Raw genomic sequence first — 17806 nt, 5'->3', positions numbered from 1 at the left:
CCGGTGGTCTACTGGTCCCATACCTTCGAAGACCTCCGGCGCCTCGCCGATGTCCGGGTGCAGTTCGAGATGGTCAAGGCCATGAGCACGACGGAAAGTCTGCTCTACACGGCAGGCCAAGTCTTCGGGTCGAAATCGGGCACGAAGCAAGACGAACAGCGCCTCGACAGCGTGTCCGACATGATGGCTTTTGCCCGGGCGATCAATGGCTGACGAGAACCAGATCGACATTCCGCTGAACGTCGATGCCTCACCCCTGGAACAGGGGTTCGAGCGATCCGCCCGGACCCTGCGCGACATGCTCGACACGGCAAGTCGGCTCGGTGAGCAGCTGCGGGGTGCCGCCAAAGCCCTGGAGCCGATCTCGGCAAAGGCCGCCAGCGGGGGGGCCTCGCAGATCCAGCAGGCGGTGGCGGACCTGCGCACCGCGACCGCGGCTCTGACGGCGGCACGGGCGGCGGTCTCATCCTCGGCCTCGGGGGGCGTGGGTAGCGGTGGTGGCATCCCCCCGGGCTCTGGCACAGCTAGTGCCGCCCCTGGCGGCCTGTTCCAGCTTCAGGCCCTGATCGCGGCCAACTACGCCGCCATCGGTTCTGGCATCACCGTACTTCGGACCGGGCTCCAGCAGCTCGCCGAGTTCGATGACCGGCTTCGCCAGTTCCAGGCCATCACCGAGACCACCAACACCGAGATGGCCGGCTTCCGGGACCGGCTGCTGGAGGTGGCTTCCACCTCGCGCTTCAGCGTCACCGAGCTGGCCAACGTCTCCATCCAGCTCGGCCAGATCGGCCTGTCCGCTAAGGGCGTCGGCCAGACCCTGAAGCCGGTGCTGGACCTCGCCGCCGCGTCCGGGTCCACCCTCCAGCAGTCGGTGGAGGCCATCACCTCGGTGCTCGGGGCCTACAACCTGGAGGCCAGCCGCTCGGGCGACGTGGCCGACGTGTTCGTAGGTGCCCTGAACCGCACCAAGCTCGGCATGGACCAGCTCCAGCTTGGTATCAGCTACGCGGCGAATGTCGCCCGCGACAGCGGCGTGAGCTTCACCGAGCTGACGGCGGCGCTCGGCGGCATGGCGCAGGCCGGCATCAAGTCCGGGTCCACGCTCGGCACCGGCCTCCGGCAGTTCTTCCAGGAGTTCACCGCCCCCACCGACAAGCTGAAGGAGGGCCTGCGCCAGGTCGGGCTCAGCCTCGCCGATGTGGACCTGCGGGCCAACGGCCTCATCGGCGTTATCGAGAACCTGCGGCGGGCCGGCTTCGGCACGTCCGAGGCCCTGCGCTCGCTGGACCTCCGGGCGGCCTCCGCCTTCTCGGCCATGCTCGGCCAGCTCGACACGATCAAGCGGCTCGGGGGCGACCTCACGCTGTCCAGCGCGGCAGCGGAGGGTGCTGCCAAGGCTAACGAGAGCCTGTCCGCATCGCTGACGCGGTTCGGGAATGTCTCGTTCGCCCTGCTGGACAAGAGCCTTCGGCCGATGGTCACCGGGCTCACCAGCGCGGTGGACGGGGCCTCCGCGCTCACCGCCGCGGCCGACAAGCTCGGGGTGGTGCTCCCTATCGTCGGCACTGGGCTCGGCACCATCGCGGTGGCCGCCGCCGGCCTGCGCCTCGGGGCGCTCGCGGCCAGCCTCGCCCCGCTGCTGGCGGGTCTCGCCAACCCGGCGGTGCTCGCCATCGCGGCGACCGGCGCGGCGATCGGCGGTGGTGCGTACTTGGCCAGGCTTCTTTCAGAGACCGAGCGCGCGAAGGAGGCTCTGGACCAGGTGCGCGCGGTGCGCAACGAGGTGCTGGCCCAACAGCAGTCCATCGAGACCGGCATCTCGGGCGTGGACCAGCAGCTCGGCCTCTTGCTGGAGCGCCGGGAGAAGCTGAACGCTGACCCGGTGCTCCGCCGGAACACCATCCTGGAGGCGCAGAAGGCGTTCGGCGACCTCGGGCTGTCCATCTCGTCCAACGCGGCCAGCATCGATGAGCTGATTGCGGCCTACCGGCGGCTCCGCACCGAGCTTCAGTCCCAGAACACCGAGCTGTTGCAGCGCCAGTTCGCGGTGACGGCGAAGGAGCTGGACGCCCTGGTCACCAAGGGCAACGTGGACCGGCGCTCGGCCGACCAGCGCATCGCCGACGCGCTCGGCGCGATCTCTGGCCCCTCGGAGTACATCGAGGGCGCCATCGCTCCGCTGCCGACCGCGATCTCGGACGACACGGCGCTCGCCCGCGCCGGCCTCACCGCGCTGAAGCCCCTGCTGGAGGTGATCCGCAACCCGGCCTCGCTCGGCCAAGACGATCCGCTGGGCATGTCTCGCTACCAGCAGCTCATCCTTGATGAGCGCCAGCGCCTGGAGCGCGAGGCCGCGCCGCTGCGGCTGGACGCATCGGACCCGCGCCGGCTCGCAGGGATCGTTGATACTCTCGACCGGCTCGACAAGATCGCGACCCTGTTCGCGGACGCGGTGAAGACCAACAGCAACGCGGTGGCGGCGCAGGGCAAGCTCACCGAGCTGTCGGCCCGGGCCGACGTGTCACGCCTCCAGCAGGCCCCCGAGTTCCAGGCCTTCGGCCAGCGGGCCGCCGACCTCCAGGCAGGGCTGGCCGAGCGCAGTCGGGCCGTGGACACCGACCGGGGGCTCACCGGAACCGAGAAGAAGGACCGGATCGTAGCCGCGATCCGGGAGACGCAGGCCGACGCCACCGCCCTGGAGGCTCAGTTCCAGACTTACCTGGACGGCCTGAAGGCGGCCGGTGCCGCCGACAAGACAGTCACTGAGGCCGGCGCTCGCATCGCGGACCAGCTCAAGAGCCTCCGGCGCGGCGTCACGAAGGAGCTGGACGAGATCGCGTCCAGCATCCGGCCGGACCTGACGCGCGAGCTTCAGGCCGAGCGGAAGGCCACAGCGGCGCAGATCAATACGCTCATGAAGCGTGCGGGGGTGACCCGGGACACGGCCGAGCCGGGCGAGATCGAGGCGCAGGTGAAGGTTCTGGTGGAGCGCCAACGCGCCATCGCCCGCCAGCTCATCGAAGCGCAGGTGCCGAACCCGGACGAGGTGGCGAACCGGCCCGAGCTGCGCGAGCGCCTGGCCGCCGCGAATGAGGAGCTGGACGCCCGGCTGGCCGGCTATGTGGATCGCATCTCCGAGGTACGAAAGCGGGTCACCGAAGCGGTGCTCACCGCGCAGGAACGGGCGCTCGGCCGGCAGAAGGCCGTGATCGATGCGCAGGTGGCGCAGCTCGATAAGCAGATCCGCGACCCGGCCACCACGGTGGACAAGGCGGCCGAGCTGGCCGCCAAGGTGCGCGAGCTGTTGCAGCAGGCCATCGGCATCGTGGACCAGCAAGGCCAGCTCCGCCTGGCTCGGGAGGCGGTGAGCGCCCCGGTCGGGTTCAACCGCGCACCCGCCCTGAGCGAGGAAGGCAACGCCGTCGCGCGCCAGATCGCGGACGCGGCGGAGGGGGCCGGCCGGAACGACCGGCTCCGCACGCTCCTCCGGTTCGGCTCCTTCGAGAGCGACTTCAACCCGCAGGTCGTCAGCCCCACCGGAGCCCGGGGCGTGTTCCAGTTCACGCGCGGGACCGCGCAGGACTTCGGGCTGTCCGACCCCACCAACGTGGCTCAGTCGGCCCTGGCCGCGATCCGCTACTTCGACCAGATCGACAAGACCCTTCGCTCGAAGGGCCTGAACCTGTCCGACGACAACAGGTACGTGCTCTACAACCAGGGCGAGGGCGGCGGCTCGGCGCTGCTGAGCAACCCCGGCAAGGGTGCGGTTCAGGCCCTGATTGATGCCGGGGTGGAGGCAGGCCGGGCGCGGCAGGCCATCACCGCCAACGGTGGCCGGGCCGACGACACGTCGGCCGAGTTCGTCACCCGGATGCTGGCCGCGTTCAACAGCAAAGCTGTCAGGGCTGACAGGCTGGTCACCCCTACCGGAGACGCGCTCGATGAGGGCGAGGCCGCCGGCCGGAAGGCGCGGGCAGAGGCCGCGACGACGGAGGAGGCCAACGCCCGAGCCATCCGCCAGAAGCGGCTGGCGCTGGAGCAACGGCAGCTCGCACGTGACGAACAGGCCCTGTCCGACCAGCTCGCCCTGGACCGCCGGGCCGTGGGCCGGACGGCCGACCTCGCGCCAGCCCGCCGGACGATCGATGATCTGGCTGCCCAGCGCGACAAGGATCTGGAGCGGGAAAAGGCCAGCGACAGGTTTTCGGCGCTGGCGCCCGACGAGAAGTCGGACCAGCTCGCGCGGGTCCAGCGCAGCTATGCCGATCGAGCCGCCAAGCTGGTGGAGGAGAACGCAAAGGCCATAGGTGAGGCCACGCTAAAGACCTACCGGGAGGAGGCCGAGCGCACCAAGGCCCGGGCCGACTACCTGAAGGGTGAGGAGACCTCGGGCAAGGTCTCGGCCGGCGAGGTGCAGGCGGCCGACACCGCGGCGCGCCAAGCGGCTGACCGGCTGAAGCTGGAGGGCCAGACCGCGGCCATCCGGGCGGAGGAGCTGGCCCTTGAACAGCAGCTCGCGCAGCTCCGCGAGCGCGGATTGCTCAGCGAGACTGGGCGTGCCGCGATTCAGGAGCGGATCACCGAGCTGAAGAAGAAGGAGGCCGACTACGCGGCCAACGCGAACCTCCAGCGTGGGGTGGAGGCTCGCCGGGACGATTTCGGGGCCGCGCTCAGCCGCGGGTCCCTCGACTTCTTCACGTCGGCCGGGATGATCGACCGCAAGACCGGGGAGTTCAAGACGGCGGCGCAGGAGATGGCCGGCTACTGGCAGCAGGCCATGAGCGGCATGTCCAGTTCGATGGCCAACCTGTTCCAGGGGCTCGCCACCGGTACGGTGAAGGGGAAGGACGCGTTTCGGACCTTCGCTACGTCGATCTTGTCCGACATGGCGTCGATCGCGTCCAAAGCCTTGTCGAACGAGGTCATGAAGATGCTGTTCGGCGGCCTGATGGGCGGCAGCTCGGGCGGCGGGTTGCTCGGCAGCATCCTCGGCGCCTTCACCGGAGCGCCGGCCGCGCCTGGCATGGCCACTGGCGGCCTGGTCACAGGCGGGGTGCCGAACCGGGATAGCGTGCCCCGGACCCTCATGCCGGGTGAGTTCGTCCTGAAGCGGTCGGCGGTGGACGTGATCGGCCGGGAGACCCTGGACCGAATGAACGCCATGGGCGCTGGCGTGATGGCGAAGGCTCCCCCGGTGGAGCCGTCGCGGTTCGGAGGAAATCGGGCCGAGGCCAACGCCAACGTCTACGTCGTCGCGCCGGAGGCCGTGCCGCAGCCGGGTCCCAACGACTTCGTCGCGGCCATCGGCGACAACATCCAGCGCGGGGGTGCCATTCGGACGTTGATCAAGCGTGTGGCGGCGGGCCATCAGTAGTTTTGAGCGATTCTCTGTATTCCTCAGAAGAGTAATAAATATCAGATATCCTCATATCGTCCGGATGCCACTCCGGTGGTATTGCGTAGTCTATATGACGAATCAAATCTTCCGCTTGCTCGCGAAGGCGCAGAAGTAAGACATATCGACGATTTTTAGTCTTGATAAAAACACAGGGAACGTCATAGAAAGCGCCATGCGATACCGCAACTAGCTCTTCCTCAAAGTTGATAATGGTTCTCGGCGTCATGCGCAGTACCCCTGCTTAGTGCAAAACGACCCGCAGAGGGTTGCCCTTCGACTGCCGGGAAGGGTAAGGCGCAAGTGAGCGCCGAGATAGGGTGGGACAACGGTAGTTAATAACTGCTTGATAGCTCAATCAGCAGCAAGGCTGTCCAGGTAGGCGGTCCAGCCGTGCGGCGTGAAGCTCACACCCCCGGCAGGGCCACCAGCTTGGGTGAACACGCGCACAAGCTTGCGCACCTCGTTGGGGTCGGACACGTCCTGTCCGAAGTCGCGGAGGAGGCCGAGCCTCCAGGCGGTGATGGTGTCGAACTCTTCTTCGCGCCGGGTCGCGAGCCACATCAGCACGTCGGAAACTAGGTAGTAGTTTGGACGGCCGCAGGTGCGCCGAAACCAGGCAGGGGGCAGTGGTGCAGGCGTCAGACGGCGGTTCCGCCAGACATTCCAAGCACCGGGATCGACACCTAGTGCGGTCGTGACGGAGGCGGAGGTGACCGCTGACCACGCGAACACGCCCGGAAAGGTCACCTCAGAGGCCGCCGGCAGTGCCCTGAAGGGCGTCGTCGGCTTCCTCGTAATAATAACGTTCGGGGCAGCCGTTGACCTCAACTCGCAGCGCATCATGACGATCGTCCTTACAGCGTCATCCGGCTCTCACCACCGGGGGGCAGGCCGGGCGAAAACAATGTCCAGGCTCTTGGAGAAAGGGGGAGGGGGTAACTTTCATTTCCTCAAAATATTTTCCCCTTTTCTCCAGATGAAAGTTACCCCCTCCCCCCTTTCTCCAAGATCTTAGCGACGCAGCCGCAGCCCGATCACGGTCTCGCCCGCCTGCGCGACCTCGATGGTGAAGCCGAGCTGCTTGAGGCGGGCGCTGAACTTGTCGAGCCCGAGCGGGTAGTACGAAGGCTGTTCGCCCATGCAGGTATTCCGGTACGCTCGGTGAAGGTCTTTCAGCAGGGCCGAGCCCTCACGAATGCAGCTCTCATCCACGAACCGCTCGATCCGGCCAACCTGGCGGCGCCAGGCGGCCGTCCGCTGGCGCACCACCTCCGGCACCTGGAGACCATCGCGGGCGTAGGCCTGCGCGCCCTCAATCAGCCACGCCAGGATGCCCTCCGCCTCATTCGTCAGCAGCGTCTCCACCAGCGTCGCGTCGCGCTCGGCCTCGGGGACTGTGTGGTCGAACGGGATGAGGGTGAGGCGCCGCCATGCAGCCTCGTCGGCCTCGTCGCAACCCGGCAGGTGGTTGGCCAACATCAGCACCACTCCCGTCATCTCGAACTCCACCATGGCGCGGCCGTAGGGCGCGCGGGCCTGGATGCCGTCCTGGCCGGTGAGGCGCTTGATCAGCTCCTTGTCGAGCTTGCGGCGGCTGTCCGGCTCGGGGGCGAAGACCACGCGGGCACCGCGGAAGGCCATCAGGTCGGCCCGCGGCGCGTTGCCGGTGATCTCGTTATCCGAGGCCAGGAACGTCTCTCCCGCGGGACGGATGAGGAGCGAGCCCAGCAGCCCGGACATCACCCGCGCGATGGTGGACTTGCTGTCCGCCCCTTCGCCCCGCAGCATGAAGAACTTCTGCTCGCACGGGTTGCCCATCAGGCTGTAGCCCAGGACCCGCTGGAAGAACGGGCCCAGCTCGCCGGGGAGCGCCCGCGCGATCACCGCCTCCCAGCGCGGGCACGCTGCCTCTGCCGTGTAGGTGTAGGGGGAAGCGCGGGTCGCCAGCTTCTCCTTGGCGTTCGGCAGCAACTCGCCGGTCGCCAGTTCCACGATGCCGTTCGCCACCGGGAGGAAGCCCGGGAAGTTATCGAGCTGATCGAGCGTGACGACGACCCGCGGGTCCGTCTGCGCCACCTTCAGGGCCGAGTTGATCCGCCTGTTCTCACCCGCCTGCTTGGCCCAGCCGATGGCCTTCTCCTTGGCCCTGAACGCCTTCTTGTCGTCCTCGGCAGCCAGGATGGCCTCGGCCTCCGCGAGCATGGCCTGAGCCATCTCCAGGAAGAGCTGCACCACCCGGCCTGTCTCGTCGCGCTCCCAGATGTTGCCGTTCCAGATGAGCCACTGGTTCTCGTCGGCGACGAACCGCACGTCGTCGCCCAGCTCGTCCACGAACCGGGTCGCGAGCCCGTGGTCGTTGGCGGTGTACCGCAGGGTGCCAGCCGGCCACTTCATGGCCGACGACACCACCGTGTTCACCTCGGAGGGGTCGAGCGGCGGCAGGAAGGTGCTGTTCCGGGCGATGAGGGCCGAGCGGACCTCGTCCTCGCCGGCACCACGCGCCCGCAGGCGGCCCGCCTCGCGGGTGAGGGCGACGTTCCGGCCGCCCTCCTTCACGCCGCTGTTGGCACCGCCGCTGACAGTCAGCTTCTTGGCAGGCTTCTTAGGATTGAAGGCCCGCAACGCCTCGATCACGGTGATCGGCAACTCAGCAATCTCGATCTCTCTAGGCGCGCGACCCTTTTTCCACTTGTGCTGACCAATCACCTCCCCCGGGGCGAGTTCACCCGGCTTGTAGCGGACGCGCGAGGGAGGGAGGAGGCAGTTGATAGCGCCAACGCGGAACTCCAGATTGGGCAAGCCGAGCATCTCCGGCTGATACGTCAGGCCAGTGGCAGCCGGCAGGCGATAGACGCGCAATCCACCCCCGCTCGCGGTGATCGCCTCCACCGTGTCAGGGAGCGGACCAAGGCGCTCGTTCAGCTCGTTCCAGCTTTCCTGGCCCTTGCCGCCCTTTTTGGTGTCGATATCGATCACCGCGAACTTATCACCGGGCTTGAGACCGATGTTCTGCTCCGGGTCCAAGAACATGATACCGGCCTGATCGGGATTGCTGACGCCGGGACGTGTCTGCCAGTCCTTTCCAACCGGAGCTTTGCTCAGCGGATGAACCGGGAGCAGCTCCATACCGAGATTGAGATAAATCCTAGCAGCTTCGGCCGGAAGGAGGTTGCCAGAGGCAACCGAAAGGTCCATATTCGCCATGCTAAAGCTTTCTGTTGTTGCGAAATTCTGAGCCCCGGCCTGTTGGCGCAGGTCGGGGTTTCGTTTGTCAGATGAGGCGGCGGGCAATTGCCTCGGCAATAATGTCGGCACGCAGTTCTTTTCCGATCTTTCCGCCTCCTAGAGGCAGATGAGCGAGAGCGTAGGCAACAAAAGCATCGGACTCTGTATCGCCGTTCGGATGCTCAAGCAGAAAAGCACTGGCGGTGCTGGCGAGTAGGTCCGCCTTGTGATCGCAGAGCGCCCGGCGTTCATTGACAAACCAGACACGCATTGCTTCCCAAGCGTGGACGCGGCCGTTGGGGCGCTCGGGGCTAAGCGACATCCCGACCCCCCCCGGCCAGCAGCTTCTGAAGAGCAGCGACGGGGATCAGCACCCGACGACCGATCCGCACCTTGGGAAAGTGACGATCCACGAAGTTCTTGCTGAAACCCGTTGCCGCGGCCGCCTCGCAGCGGGTCAGGTAAGTGCTTCTCAGATCCGCTGCGGGATCGTAATTCTTGCCGACTTTCATGTTGAACCTCAGTGCAGGACTGTCCCGCCCTGCAGAGGTGGAGGTAAAGGCTTAGGGGGACAAGCAACGACCTCATAGGAGTTAGGAGGTTTTGGGAGGACTTAGGGTGCTAACGGCGGACTTGAGCGGCTGTCTTGAAATTGAAGCCGCTGTGCCCTCACGTAGGTTCAACGTGCATCACATCGATTCATGAAGCATTAGAAAAATTACCAACATACCATTGGTATGTATCAAAACTAATTGCTGCCTGATTGCTGTGAGCATGCAACATGCTCTTCATGAGCAACGCACAACTCCATCCGCTCCACGACGACGTCGTGGTCCGCTTCCGTGACGCCTGCCGCGAAGCCGGTATCTCGCCCTCTACGATGCGCCGCCGGATGGATGCTGGCGACGGTCCGAAGTTCATCAAGCTTAGTGCCCGCTGCCTAGGCGTCCGTCGCGGCGACTTGCGGGCGTGGCTCGCGTCGCGTGGGCCGGGTGTGTAGCGGTGTGAATAGATCGGGTGCCCCCCGGCGCTCATCGAATACCCGAAGCGCCCGGCGCGGACGACCCACGCTTCCTCCGGCTCGACGCCTTCACCCGGGTGGTACATGCACTGCCCCAGGTGTGGCCGCAGCTGGACTGAGCACGACTGAGTGATGCGACCCGAGCCCGCCATATGGCGGGCTCGGGTCGCAGTATGCGGAGCAGGAGACCGCACGGACGTCATTGCGTATTGAGTTATTTCGCCTGCCGCTTCTATTTAGGCGATTTTAGGAAAGTAACGTTCATAATTTGTTGGTATATTTTTTCTTTGTCTTTCTCCGTGTGTCATCAATATTTGTGAAGCTTCTTGAGAATAATTGCAAATTTCCAAGCTCTTACGGTAGGCGGCGTGTGATTCTGCTATAAATGATTCTAATTTTACAATATCTTCTTCGGAAAGGTGCTCTCTCGGGAGAGAGTCTGTTAGTATTCTAACGAAGTTGTCGTCCGTCAGAGAGCCAACAGCTTCATCTTTGAGGTAAATCGTCCGTTTCATCCTTTCATGTTTTGCTACGTAATCATTTAGTGTAATAAGCCGATCGGGGCTTTCAGGTTCATCGGTATAAGCAGGCTGATTCTGCGCCATTCTGTAATATTCATCTGCAACTTCTGATATTCTACGTCTCACTATTGAATCTATTTCCAATACAAAATCGATCCTCATATATCTCATCAGCTTTTCTTGGTTTCTTTTCAATTGATCAACTGGCACAGATAGATCCCTAAGCAAATCATTTATATCTCCGATAATCTTAGATTTTTCAGAAATTTCACTTGTTCCTAGCCGACCTTGTGCGCTGATCTGCGTGTATGCCTGAGCTGCAAAAGTATTAGCCAGGCTTCTGACTTTTTCGAGGACGTCGTCTACCTCTTGTATTTTTCTGTTGAATTTCGCTTTGATGCTGAACGCCTCGATGCTGTCGAGAATCGGTATTTGATTGATGATTAATGTAATAATAAACAGACTAGCGCATATCCCTGCCGTTATCGGCTTGTCCTGGAACGATAGAATTAATGTACATACGAACGACAGCAACGCACCGATCAAGGCAACAATCTCGAATGCTATTTGTCGTGTAAGTTTTGAAAACGGGTCTTTAGCTTTCATTGAATGCGCCTTTATGTAGACGGCTGCTGCCGATCTATCGTACCATAGGAGCCCACCAGGGCTCCCGGTCCTTCTGCCCAGTCTGGCGCAGGTAGCGCACCCACCCCTGCTGGTCCGGGTAGACGCTGATCCCGCCGCGCCGGCCACACTCCGTGCAGCGCAGCCGATGCCCCACCTGGTTCATGTCCAGGTCGTCGGGTAGACGCAACTCGATGGCCGGGATCTCAGCCTTCCGCTTGCAGATCGGGCAGCACACGAAGAGCGCCAGCTGGGCCGCTCGAACTTCGTGGAGGAGAATCGGCGGGCGGGGAGGGCGCGGCATCCCGGCACGCTACGGCCGGACGAACGGGGAACAAGCCTCGCTCTCAGCACCCCAAGTTGCGTCAAAAGGTGTCACCAAGATTCACGATCATACCAAGGGTATGGTCGCGAGCGCGCCGCCTCCGCTCATGGCATCCAATCGTCATGAGCAACGCGCAACTCCACGCCCTCCACGACGACGTCGTGGTCCGCTTCCGTGACGCCTGCCGCGAGGCCGGCATCTCGCCTTCCACGATGCGTCGCCGGATGGATGCCGGCGACGGTCCGAAATTCATCAAGCTCAGCGCCCGCTGCCTAGGCGTCCGCCGCGGCGACCTGCGGCAGTGGCTCGCCTCCCGTCAGCCGGGCCACGTAGCGATTTAGCAAAAAGATTTACACCAATTTTGAATATCTGACGTGAACGACTTAGTAGCGACCCGACTTGGGGGCATTGAATATCGCATGAGTGGCGTCAATTAAATGAGACAATACGCTTGAAGAAGCATGCTCGTAATTGTGTGCAATGATCCGATATGTCTTGTAGTCGTGCTTTTGATCGTCGCTCAAATTTCTGAAATTGTAACTCCAGTTCTGGCTCTTGAATAATTCTGGCGAAAAATCAAATATATCGCTTTCGACGTCTTTGTAGGGCTTTACAAATCTGCATATACCCCTAATTCGACTTTCTAGCTCATTGTATTGCGCTGTCCATTCATTCAAATTTCCATCACTCTCGAGCCTGGATGCCGGGTCCTTTAGATCCATGATTATGTTTTTGATTGCACTATCCATTTCTTTGAAAGCTTCGAGAGTTCGTTCCGCGTACAGCGTAGATCGAACTCGGTCGACAAACGACCCTAAATCGTCAGTCGTTTCTGAAATTTTTTCGCGTAAATCGGAGATGCTATTCCTTAAAATTTCAAAATTATCCTCGACGTCATCTTTGAGCCGATTGATAGACAGCTGCATCGAGTCAAATCGGTTCTTTGGCGTCGGTTCTTCCGGCCTGCCTAGTTTTGCTAATAGGCTGACAGCCTGTTGTTCTGGCTGAAGCACATCCTCAATATTTGCCAATCTGTCCAGCATACTAGTAATTCTTTTATTATCTAAATTTGTACCGCTCCTGCGCACCTCGTAGAGATTTGCGACCATTTTTGATGTGTCATTTACGTCTTTGCGAATGTTCGAAAATTCATGTTGCAACATGGCATGAATTTTTTCGTTCAGAATCTCTGAAAATTTCGAATGTTGGAGAAGGTAATCTTCGGGAAGAGGGCGAAATTTTCGCCAAGCAATTAGTATTAATGCGGACGCTGAGCAAAAAATGCATGCAAACATTATGCTGAATAGAATTATGCCGGCCCACCCGTATCGCGCTACTGGCTCAAAAAAGCCACATAACCACGAAAAGAAGCCGGTGGCTGCCAGGATGGAGAGGACGCTGCTCCAATCACTCACGCGCCCGACTGGTGCGTCGGTTCTATCGAAAAATCGTTTGAGCATGGACATGCGGGGTAGATAGCATTGGAACTGTCAGCCTGTGGAGTGGTCGAGCGGTCGTTCTCCACCGGTGAGTGTCAGAAGGATTCCGAAATCTTATAAAGTAAATTTATCAATTTAATGCCAGTTCATATAGATCTCTTGCTTGCGATTTCGGGGGAGTGCGATAAATTTCAACTACACCGCAAAATAGAGTATCGGGAGATTGTAGTGTGGCGATATTTATCTTCTTATAAGTGTCAAATCCTCAGTCCAACCACATGGCGAGCCCATAGATCCAGCGCGGCCCGCTTCTCGGCCGCGTAGCTCGCCCGGTTGTAGATGCCGGCCACGCCCGCCCGCGAGCCCGAGACGTGGTTCAGCACCGCCTCCACAACGTGCGGCAGAACGCCGAGACCGGCCATGCCGGTGGCCGCCGTCCGCCGCAGGTCGTGGATCACCCAGTCCGTCACCCCGGACCGCTCGTCGAGGCGAGCCTTCGACTTGCTGAAGCCCTGGAAGCCGCCTGCCCGGACGCCGAACACGAAGTCGCGGCCGGGCAGCTGCGGCTTGCCCTGCAGGATCTCCAGCGCCGGCCGCGACAGCGGCACCTCGTGAGCCCGCCGGTTCTTCGACCGGGCCGCCGGCAGCGTCCACAGCGCGCCAGCTAGGTCGAGTTCGGACCATGCCAGCTGCGCGACCTCATCACGCCGCGCCGCTGTCAGGATCAGCAACCGCACCACGCGGCCGAAATCGTCGCCGTCACCTTCGCAGGCGCGCCAGATTGCTGCCAGCTCATCGTCCGTCAGCACCCGCTCGCGCTGAGAGGGTGGGGCAGGGCGGTTCGAGCCCATCACCGGGTTCGCATGCGCGATGCCCTCGCCGATCGCCCAGCTGAAGAAGCCCGAGAGCACCGCCCGCGCGCGGAGCGCCGATTGCGGCCCGACCTCGGCCGAGACCGTCCCGACCGCCGCCGCCACGTCGGCGCGCCGGACCGCCGTTACGTCCACGGCGTGCAGGCCGGCGAACTGGCGCTCCAGGTGGTGCCGCGCGGCCACCACGCTCGACGGCCGCAGCCGGGTCTCGATGTGCGCGATGTAGCGTGGCACCAGCTCGCCGACCGTGACAGGAGCGGGCTTCTCCTCCTCGGCCTTCGCCGCCCGGGGATCCTCGCCGAGGCGGACCTTCGCCAAGTGATCGCGGGCGGCGTCCCGCGCTTGGCCGAGCGGCATGTGCTCGACCCGGGCGAGCGTCATCCGCGCGCTCTTGCCTTTCAGGTCGCGGTACTGGACGACCCACTGGCGCGAGCCGCCCGCGCTGACCCGGATCCCGAAGCCCGGGACCACCTCGTCGAATACGAGCACGTAGGGCTTGCCGGCGGGCACCCTGATGGCCGCCACGGACTGGTTTGTGAATTTCACGAGGGGCCTTTCCAGTAAGCACCTGGTAAGCAGGAACGCAGGTGCAGGTGGTGACCCGAGATACTATAATGACGTGGTCAGGGCTTTGCCACAGAAGAACTTCAAGAACTAGAGGGCCGTTTGGTGCTTACTGGTAAGCGGTGACACTATCTGTTCTAGAATTCGTAATGAGAGGGTCGGGGGTTCGAATCCCTCTTGCGGCACCATCACACCTCATCATCCCCGCAACCGAACTCCTCGGCCTTCGGCTCCGCCGCGACGTCACGCGCCGGCCTCATCTCATTGCGCGACGACCTTCGCGGCGATCTCGCATTGGTGATCGAGGAGGCGTTCCGCATGTGCGAAGGGGGCCTGGAAGGCCAGGATGTAGAAGCCCGCATTCGGATCGTTGGGTGAGGTCGCCACGGCCGCGAGGCTGGCGGAACTCAGGCGGGAGGCCGCGAAAGGCGGATTGATCAGGGTCGCGAACGGATTGAAGCTGCGGGCCTCCACGGCGCTCACCCTCATGACGTAGTAGTAGTCCTTCTCCAGCATGAACGGCAGCCGCGTCCAGCGGCGATCGATCGTCCCCGCCTGCGCGTTCAAGGCCGTGCGAACCCGGGGCGCCACGCAATCCAGATGAATGTGCAGCTGGTCCTGGGAGCGGCCGCCCTTCGAATTCACCGCCAGGGCGACGTCGTTGAGGGACACGCGCCCCTTCAGGGCGTCGACGACGGATTGGCGCGCCTCCAGCGCGTCGCGCCAGTAGGCGGCGCCCGGGTCGCGCTGGAGCGCCGGTGCCTCGATCCCGCTGACGGGCGTGGTCGGCACGAGGAGGAGGTGGCTTTGCGCCCCGGGCGGCCGAACCAGGGCGTAGCCGGGATTCGCGGCGTCCCCCGCTTTCACGCGCAGGCAGGGAAACGACAATCCTGCCAAGCGCTCGGCCTCGATGCAGGTGCGGACCACGAGCCAGAGGGAATTGCGCGACACCGCCTGCGCTTCGCGGACCGGACCCAGGGCCGCGAGCAGCGCGAGAACGATGCGGATGCAGATGGACACGCGGCCTCTCCTGGGTCGACGGTTCGAGATCCTGACTGAGTTCACGGGACGGGCTCCGGCGTGAGGTCGGATGTCGCCTGCGAAATCAGATCACGGTGATCGGTACTGGCTGCGGCGTGCGGGCGAGAAGCGGGGCCGGATAGGCCATCGCATGGCGTCTCACCAGCGCGCAATCGGCTCATCGTGGGTAGGTGCCGCGTGGGACGCACGCGACTCGACGTCGCGCGGCCGATGGGCCCGGATGGTACCCGACATGCGGGGGGCGAGGTGTGCAGGCTCTCCCGTACTTCCATGACAACTCTACAACAAATCCGCAGTCTGTGATGAGGCCGCGGCCCGGGAGAGGCGGTCATCGGCAATGCCGATGCGGTCCTGGACAAGCTGACCGCCGTCGCCGGCCATCGGCATGGATTCCCGCCCGGCGATATCCGGAGCCGTGCGCCGTCGGCTGTCGCGGCGAGGCCCTCGTCTTGGCTCGCCCGGGCTCGACCAAGGCGATCTCCCAGGTTGTCAAGGTGTCATCCGAGAACGGGACCATGATCCGTTCCGGCGACGACGAGACGACCGGTCTGCCGGTCGCCGACCCGGACGTGGCATCCCGGAGCTGAGCCAGTCATGCCGGGCCTGCGCCTCCTCGCCGACGACCTCACCGGCACCCTCGACACCGTCGCCGGCTTCACCGGGCTCGTCGGCGCCGTCGACGTCGCCTGAGGGAGAAGCCCGCGGTGCCGGCCGGGGCGAACCTTGCTCGCGACGCCGGCACGCGGGAGCGCGAGGCCGCCGATGCGTCGCGGAACGGCCCGCCACCCGCCGCAGGGGGCGGGCCTGTCCGGCTGAGGCGACAGCGGAAGCGGAGCCGGATCTCTTTCCGGCGCGCTTTACCGCCGATCATCCGCCGATTCGCCGGGATCAGCGCGCGATCACGGTCCTGTGCGGTGGCGAGGCGTAGTTTTTACAATCTGGCATTGTATTTGATCGAGTTCAGCCACTTCCACAGGACATTCCCCGACGTGGGAAGCCCATATTGTCTGATACCGCACCACTCTCCCTTAACCTTACGCACAAATTGAGAGTCAGGTGCAGATGCGAAGCGCTGCGAGCGCGTTGCTGCACCTGCGAACATGCCGTGTATTCTCGCGATCGTCTTCATTGATTCCTAATCGCCATCCCGCTTACATTTCGGGGCCGGCAGGCTGGCAGAACAGGCCGTCGGGATGGAGGCACATCGCGTGTTTGTTCTCATCGCAGCCGCCCTGGGCGGCGGGATCGCGACGGCCGCGCTCATGCAAGGCCATGGTATGCTGTGGGCGAGCTTGGCGGCTCCGCTGGGCGGCAGCACCGCCGCGCTCGGGGCTGCGTGCTTCCTGGCGGCAAGGCGCGGCCACGCTGCGTCGGCGAATCTCGATGCGCAGACCGACATGATGGTCGCCACCCTGCGGGACGTCGCCGCCCAGGCCACCGAGCGCGGGACGTCGCCGGATCTGCCCGCCGAGCCGGCAGCCCGGGAGGCGCGCCGCATCGCGTGAGGCGTTGCGCAGCCCTGATCGCGGGCTGAACCCGGCCGATGCACCGATGCCGGGTTCGCGAGCCCCGGCTTCAGCGGGGGCGAACCGATGCGAGGCCTACGCGACCGAAATCGCGATGGCGCCGGTCTCGGTCAGCGAGAACCGCACCCCGGCCTGCCGCAGCGCCGCGATCGCCCGGTGCCGCGAGGGTGACGCGACCGCCTCGCCATTCTCCTCCAGACGCCGGACCGTCGACAGCGACAGGCCGCTCGCCTTGGCGAGGTCGCTCATCGACCAGTCGAGCAGGGCCCGCGCCGCTCGCAGGTGACGCCCCTCGACGGCCTGCTCCAACCCCTGGCGGAGCAGCCCTTCTGCCGCAATGCCCAGCCCCCCGATGCGATGGCCCGCTGCCGCCCACATCTCGACGGCTCCGCTCGCGCTGCGCAGGGGCACGAAGAAGCCCTCGAACTGCCCCTCGCCGCCGCAGGCCAGCAGGATGGTGGCCTTGTTGCGGAACGGCCGCTCGGCTTCGATCTGGCTGCGCGTATGCTGGCGCATGAAGTTGCGGTCGCGCGCGACCACGATGCGGGCCCAGTCGGCGAGATATTCCTCCTGCGTGATCCCGGTGAGGCCGAGCAGCTCGCGCGACGCGGTTCTGTTCGTCGTTGTGTAGGGCGAATAATGGATCCAGATCTGATGGCTCTCGAACAGGGCGCGCCTCTGGCGCTCGTGGTTGGCGAGCGCGGCGATCAGGCGCTCGCGACTGGTCACGTCGAGAACGATGCCGGAGGCGGCGACCGGCCGGCCGTCCGGGGCGACGTAGAAGTCGTAGCGGGTCGAGAGGAAGCGCGTCGTCAGGTCCGGGCGGATGACGCGGACGACTTGGTCGGAGACCATGTGGCCCCGGCGGACATCGAGGGCCGAGGCGATCTTCGTCTGATCCTCCGGGTGGATCAGATTGATGAAGTGCGTGTAGTTCGGCGTCGTCTGCCGGGGATCAAGGCCGAGCAGTGCGAAGAAGCCGGGCGACCACCGGTGCTCGTCCGTGTCGAAGCGCCAACTCCAGCACCCGGTCAGGCCGAGATTCTCGATCAGCCCGAGAAATCCCGATGACGCGAAGGCGAGGTCGGCTGTCCCGAGCGCGGACGGGCTGCGCAATCTGCCAATGTCGAACGGCATGTCTCTACTCTAAGCCGTTGCGGCAGGCCATGACAATGGGTCGCTGACTGGGCGTGATGGAAGGATTAATCTTCCGGTTAATGAATGCTGGTAGATATTTTATACTGAAAGAG

Annotated in this window: 15 protein-coding genes; 5 read left to right on the top strand and 10 right to left on the bottom strand. The window is 63.9% G+C overall.

All coding sequences use genetic code 11. The annotated features are described in order from the left end of the window. The first annotated feature begins 3 nt into the window (after window positions 1–3). Both ACE101_RS29890 and ACE101_RS29885 read left to right on the top strand, forming a co-directional pair. On the top strand, window positions 4–213 hold the full coding sequence (locus tag ACE101_RS29890) for a hypothetical protein (RefSeq protein WP_379137727.1): 210 nt from the start codon (window positions 4–6) through the stop codon (window positions 211–213). After that, window positions 206–5374, top strand: a complete 5169-nt coding sequence (locus ACE101_RS29885) for a phage tail tape measure protein (protein ID WP_379137724.1) — start codon at window positions 206–208, stop codon at window positions 5372–5374. The genes ACE101_RS29890 and ACE101_RS29885 overlap by 8 nt, the downstream gene beginning before the upstream one ends. Here the strand turns inward: ACE101_RS29885 and ACE101_RS29880 are convergent. The 5 genes from ACE101_RS29880 to ACE101_RS29860 all read right to left on the bottom strand — a co-directional run bounded on the left by ACE101_RS29880 (window position 5346) and on the right by ACE101_RS29860 (window position 9135). Further along, window positions 5346–5624 (bottom strand): hypothetical protein, encoded by a 279-nt coding sequence (locus ACE101_RS29880; protein ID WP_379137721.1) that lies wholly within the window; start codon window positions 5622–5624, stop codon window positions 5346–5348. The genes ACE101_RS29885 and ACE101_RS29880 overlap by 29 nt on opposite strands. Before the next feature lie 125 nt (window positions 5625–5749). Then, complete coding sequence (locus tag ACE101_RS29875; RefSeq protein ID WP_379137718.1) at window positions 5750–6241, bottom strand: hypothetical protein; 492 nt, start codon at window positions 6239–6241, stop codon at window positions 5750–5752. A gap of 168 nt (window positions 6242–6409) precedes the next feature. After that, on the bottom strand, window positions 6410–8602 hold the full coding sequence (locus ACE101_RS29870) for a phage/plasmid primase, P4 family (RefSeq protein WP_379137715.1): 2193 nt from the start codon (window positions 8600–8602) through the stop codon (window positions 6410–6412). Window positions 8603–8669: 67 nt separating this feature from the next. Beyond that, window positions 8670–8945: a hypothetical protein gene (locus ACE101_RS29865; RefSeq protein ID WP_379137712.1), complete on the bottom strand. Its 276-nt coding sequence runs from the start codon at window positions 8943–8945 to the stop codon at window positions 8670–8672. Further along, window positions 8935–9135: a helix-turn-helix domain-containing protein gene (locus ACE101_RS29860; RefSeq protein WP_379137709.1), complete on the bottom strand. Its 201-nt coding sequence runs from the start codon at window positions 9133–9135 to the stop codon at window positions 8935–8937. The genes ACE101_RS29865 and ACE101_RS29860 overlap by 11 nt, the downstream gene beginning before the upstream one ends. 269 nt (window positions 9136–9404) lie before the next feature. On the opposite strand from ACE101_RS29860, the gene ACE101_RS31705 reads away from it, so the two are divergent. Continuing rightward, window positions 9405–9623: a helix-turn-helix transcriptional regulator gene (locus ACE101_RS31705; RefSeq protein WP_502361936.1), complete on the top strand. Its 219-nt coding sequence runs from the start codon at window positions 9405–9407 to the stop codon at window positions 9621–9623. A gap of 257 nt (window positions 9624–9880) precedes the next feature. Here the strand turns inward: ACE101_RS31705 and ACE101_RS29855 are convergent, their stop codons facing one another. Next, window positions 9881–10771 (bottom strand): hypothetical protein, encoded by an 891-nt coding sequence (locus ACE101_RS29855; RefSeq protein ID WP_379137706.1) that lies wholly within the window; start codon window positions 10769–10771, stop codon window positions 9881–9883. 465 nt (window positions 10772–11236) lie between these two features. Between ACE101_RS29855 and ACE101_RS29850 the strand changes: the two genes are divergently transcribed. Beyond that, on the top strand, window positions 11237–11455 hold the full coding sequence (locus ACE101_RS29850; RefSeq protein WP_379137703.1) for a helix-turn-helix transcriptional regulator: 219 nt from the start codon (window positions 11237–11239) through the stop codon (window positions 11453–11455). Between the two features lie 42 nt (window positions 11456–11497). Here ACE101_RS29850 and ACE101_RS29845 read toward each other — a convergent pair whose 3' ends face one another. The 3 genes from ACE101_RS29845 to ACE101_RS29835 all read right to left on the bottom strand — a co-directional run bounded on the left by ACE101_RS29845 (window position 11498) and on the right by ACE101_RS29835 (window position 15009). Further along, entirely contained in the window at window positions 11498–12580 is a 1083-nt protein-coding gene (locus ACE101_RS29845) for a hypothetical protein (RefSeq protein WP_379137701.1), read from the bottom strand. A gap of 230 nt (window positions 12581–12810) precedes the next feature. Further along, window positions 12811–13971, bottom strand: a complete 1161-nt coding sequence (locus ACE101_RS29840; RefSeq protein ID WP_379137698.1) for a tyrosine-type recombinase/integrase — start codon at window positions 13969–13971, stop codon at window positions 12811–12813. 279 nt (window positions 13972–14250) lie between these two features. Continuing rightward, window positions 14251–15009: a CDP-diacylglycerol diphosphatase gene (locus ACE101_RS29835; protein ID WP_379137696.1), complete on the bottom strand. Its 759-nt coding sequence runs from the start codon at window positions 15007–15009 to the stop codon at window positions 14251–14253. 1214 nt (window positions 15010–16223) lie between these two features. Between ACE101_RS29835 and ACE101_RS29830 the strand changes: the two genes are divergently transcribed. Further along, entirely contained in the window at window positions 16224–16535 is a 312-nt protein-coding gene (locus ACE101_RS29830; protein ID WP_379137693.1) for a hypothetical protein, read from the top strand. A 96-nt stretch (window positions 16536–16631) separates the two neighbouring features. On the opposite strand, the gene ACE101_RS29825 is transcribed toward ACE101_RS29830, so the two are convergent. Beyond that, the gene (locus tag ACE101_RS29825) at window positions 16632–17693 is read right to left on the bottom strand and encodes a PAS domain-containing protein (protein WP_379137690.1); all 1062 of its coding nucleotides are present in this window, start codon (window positions 17691–17693) and stop codon (window positions 16632–16634) included. Window positions 17694–17806: the final 113 nt, after the last annotated feature.

Source organism: Methylobacterium carpenticola (genome assembly GCF_042748905.1).
GTDB lineage: Bacteria > Pseudomonadota > Alphaproteobacteria > Rhizobiales > Beijerinckiaceae > Methylobacterium > Methylobacterium carpenticola.
The sequence above is the reverse complement of the archived record's forward strand: the minus strand, read 5'-3'. Positions and strand labels throughout refer to the sequence as shown.

Coding starts and splice junctions, on each gene's coding strand:
- ACE101_RS29885 (WP_379137724.1), top strand. CDS start 206: ATGGCTGACGAGAACCAGATCGACATTCCGCTGAACGTCGATGCCTCA.
- ACE101_RS29880 (WP_379137721.1), bottom strand. CDS start 5,624: ATGACGCCGAGAACCATTATCAACTTTGAGGAAGAGCTAGTTGCGGTA.
- ACE101_RS29875 (WP_379137718.1), bottom strand. CDS start 6,241: ATGATGCGCTGCGAGTTGAGGTCAACGGCTGCCCCGAACGTTATTATT.
- ACE101_RS29870 (WP_379137715.1), bottom strand. CDS start 8,602: ATGGCGAATATGGACCTTTCGGTTGCCTCTGGCAACCTCCTTCCGGCC.
- ACE101_RS29865 (WP_379137712.1), bottom strand. CDS start 8,945: ATGTCGCTTAGCCCCGAGCGCCCCAACGGCCGCGTCCACGCTTGGGAA.
- ACE101_RS29860 (WP_379137709.1), bottom strand. CDS start 9,135: ATGAAAGTCGGCAAGAATTACGATCCCGCAGCGGATCTGAGAAGCACT.
- ACE101_RS31705 (WP_502361936.1), top strand. CDS start 9,405: ATGCTCTTCATGAGCAACGCACAACTCCATCCGCTCCACGACGACGTC.
- ACE101_RS29855 (WP_379137706.1), bottom strand. CDS start 10,771: ATGAAAGCTAAAGACCCGTTTTCAAAACTTACACGACAAATAGCATTC.
- ACE101_RS29850 (WP_379137703.1), top strand. CDS start 11,237: ATGAGCAACGCGCAACTCCACGCCCTCCACGACGACGTCGTGGTCCGC.
- ACE101_RS29845 (WP_379137701.1), bottom strand. CDS start 12,580: ATGTCCATGCTCAAACGATTTTTCGATAGAACCGACGCACCAGTCGGG.
- ACE101_RS29830 (WP_379137693.1), top strand. CDS start 16,224: ATGGAGGCACATCGCGTGTTTGTTCTCATCGCAGCCGCCCTGGGCGGC.
- ACE101_RS29825 (WP_379137690.1), bottom strand. CDS start 17,693: ATGCCGTTCGACATTGGCAGATTGCGCAGCCCGTCCGCGCTCGGGACA.